Here is a 2,673-nt window from a genome sequence, read left to right on the forward strand (position 1 = left end):
TCGACTCTAGACCTCTACCAGGAAAGGTCGCAGCCTGCGATACCCGCATCGAGGCGGTGCTCAAGCGGCTTCGGGCCGTGGCGGCCAAGCCGGCCGGCAAGCTGCCTCCCGCGCGGCATGCGACCAAGCAGCCCAACGCGCCGGCCTTCGACGCCCGCATCGCGTTGCACGCAATCCTCGGCGTGGACCTCACCCAGATCCACGGGCTCGGCCCCTCCCTGGCGCTCAAGCTGGTGGGCGAGTGCGGCACCGACCTGTCGGCGTGGCCGAGCGCCAAGCACTTTACCTCCTGGCTGTGTCTGGCACCGAGCAACAAGATCTCTGGAGGCAAGGTGCTGTCGTCGCGGACCCGGCGTTCGGGCAGCCGGGCGGCGGCGCTACTGCGCCTCGCCGCGACCACGGTGGGTAGAACCGAGACCGCCCTGGGCGCCTTCTATCGGCGCCTGTCGGCCCGCGTCGGCAAGGCCAAGGCGGTCACCGCGACAGCGCGGAAGATCGCGGTGCTGTTCTACAATGCCCTGCGCCACGGCATGGACTACGTCGATCCCGGCGCCGCCTACTACGAGGAGCGTTATCGGAACCGCGTGCTCACCAACCTTCAGCGTCGCGCCAAGTCACTGGGCTACGTCCTGCAGGAGGCAGGCGCCGAATCCGTCGGAGTTTCTTAGGAAAGCGGCGGCGTACTTCGCCGAGGAATCGCTGTGAAGTACGCCTTTATTCAGCGACACCGGGATCAGTGGCCGATTTCCGCTCAATGCTCGGCTCTTGGCGTCAACGCCTATGGTTGCCCCCGGATCTGGCGGGAACTGCGCCAGCGGCACATGCGCGTCGGCAAGGAGCGGATGCGGCGAATGATGCGCGACCATGCCATCAGGGCGTGGGGAAAGCGGAAGTTCAAGGCAACGACCGACAGCAACCACGGCCTGCCGGTGTCCGACAACCTGTTGGACCGGGCGTTCCGGCAGGATCTGCCCGATCGGGTGTGGACTGGCGACATCACCTGCCTTGCCACGCATGAGGGCTGGTTGTACTTGGCCGTCGTCATCGACCTGTTCAGCCGACAGGTTGGGCGCTGGGGGAGCGCATGACCCGGCAACCGGTGATCGACGCACTGACCATGGCGTGGTTTCGGCGCCGGCCGGCCGAAGGCTTGATCTTCCATTCCGATCAAGGCTCGCAATACGCCAGCGCCGGTACGCCATGCGCGGCTCGATGAGCCGGAAGGGCAATTGCTGGGATAACGCCGTCAACGAGACCGTGTTCGGCTCACAGAAGGTCGAACGCCTGCACGGCATCCGCTTCGAAACCTGACGCCGCGCCAAGGACGAGGTCATCGACTGGCTCGGCTTCTACAATCGCAAACGGATGCATTCCGCCCTGGGCTACACCAGCCCCATGGCATTCGAGGAAACTTGGCGTCGCCAGCACGGCGCGCGGGCGGCATAATCTCACGGCTATGAGAGGCGTCGCATGCGGGCAAGGTCAAAAAGAAGTGGACTCTGGGGGCGCGCCCCTAAAGTCCACAGTCCGGGTTGCTACCGCGTGAGAAACTGCCTTTCCGGGATTGGAGGTGCGGATGGCTTGAGGATCAGAGCTTCATCCGTGATCTCGACATCGGCTTCCGGATACACGGCCAGAGCAGCCTTCAGTGGCTCGACAAACCTCTCCTTGAACTTCCTGATGCGGTCATAACCGGCGCCGAACTGCCCGTGCAGCGCTGCCCAGGTCACTAGGGCAGGCTTGTCGAGCGAGTGCAGGCGGTAGGCGAGCCAAATATAGACGTCGATTGCCATGCTTTGGTTTGAGATATGCCGCAGTGCAGGTTCGGCGATTGGTACCGGGTGGTCCGTAAGCGCCTTGTAGAAATTGTCGCCAAGTCGGACGGTATCAATCCAAAGGCGAGGCTGGTTGTCATCTTCAGCTTCGTAAAGCTGGATGCCGCCTTTGACGATCGAGTCTTTTGCGAATTTTGCCTTGCGACCGTCGTCATCCCACACGAAGGTCAAATTGCAGGCGGAAATCCGATTTGCCTGTTCCTTGATGTCCCTGTAGCTCTTGCCGCCTATGGGCACCCCCATACGGCTCATCCATTCCCGCATGCTCCGGCCGAGTTCGACTTCGGGGCAGCTGGTCTGTATGGCCCGTGTCTGCAGATAGAGCAGCATCAGCCGGGCACGGCTGCCAAAGGGAACCCCATAGAGTTTGTCCTCCCCCCCAGGAAGGGGCAGACGGCCAGGCTCGATAATCAGTCTGACCTTGTGTCCCTGCCGACGCCAAACCGCATCGTCTTCCAGACGCTTGTGGGGCAAAGCTGTCAGGCAGAATCCGGAATAGGTGATTCCAAGTGCAGGATTTTCTTCAGCCAGCATCCGGGCCGCAATATCTACATATTGACGGTCCTCGACCGATACCAGTCGTTTGGCTTCATCACGGCCGTGCTTGATGATGAGCTGGTGAATTTCAGCCATGGCCTGCTCCTGATTCGGCGACAGGATGAGGGCCGACACCAATTCTTTCAAGTTGGACTCTGGGGGCGCAGCCTATTTGAACAGCTAGTTGTTATATTACTATTTGATTCGCCCCCAGAGTCCATGGGATTTGCCGAGTCGCGCCGATTCGTTCGCCCCCAGAGTCCATGCCGCTGCCCCTAAAGTCCACGGATAACGTGTATTC

General features: G+C 61.7%; 2 protein-coding genes and 1 pseudogene. 2 read left to right on the plus strand and 1 reads right to left on the minus strand.

Going from position 1 to position 2,673, the window contains the following annotated elements; translation table 11 throughout:
- The coding region (locus I71_RS33255) for a transposase (protein ID WP_042704381.1) at nucleotides 1–668 on the plus strand (668 nt) is incomplete at its 5' end.
- Nucleotides 669–677: 9 nt separating this feature from the next.
- Nucleotides 678–1,446 (plus strand): annotated as a pseudogene (locus tag I71_RS40380) (IS3 family transposase); the annotation flags it as partial.
- A gap of 89 nt (nucleotides 1,447–1,535) precedes the next feature.
- Here the strand turns inward: I71_RS40380 and I71_RS33265 are convergent.
- Nucleotides 1,536–2,507: a replication protein RepA gene (locus I71_RS33265; RefSeq protein ID WP_307189045.1), complete on the minus strand. Its 972-nt coding sequence runs from the start codon at nucleotides 2,505–2,507 to the stop codon at nucleotides 1,536–1,538.
- Nucleotides 2,508–2,673: the final 166 nt, after the last annotated feature.

It is taken from the genome of Azospirillum sp. B506 (assembly GCF_000333595.1).
Taxonomy (GTDB): domain Bacteria; phylum Pseudomonadota; class Alphaproteobacteria; order Azospirillales; family Azospirillaceae; genus Azospirillum.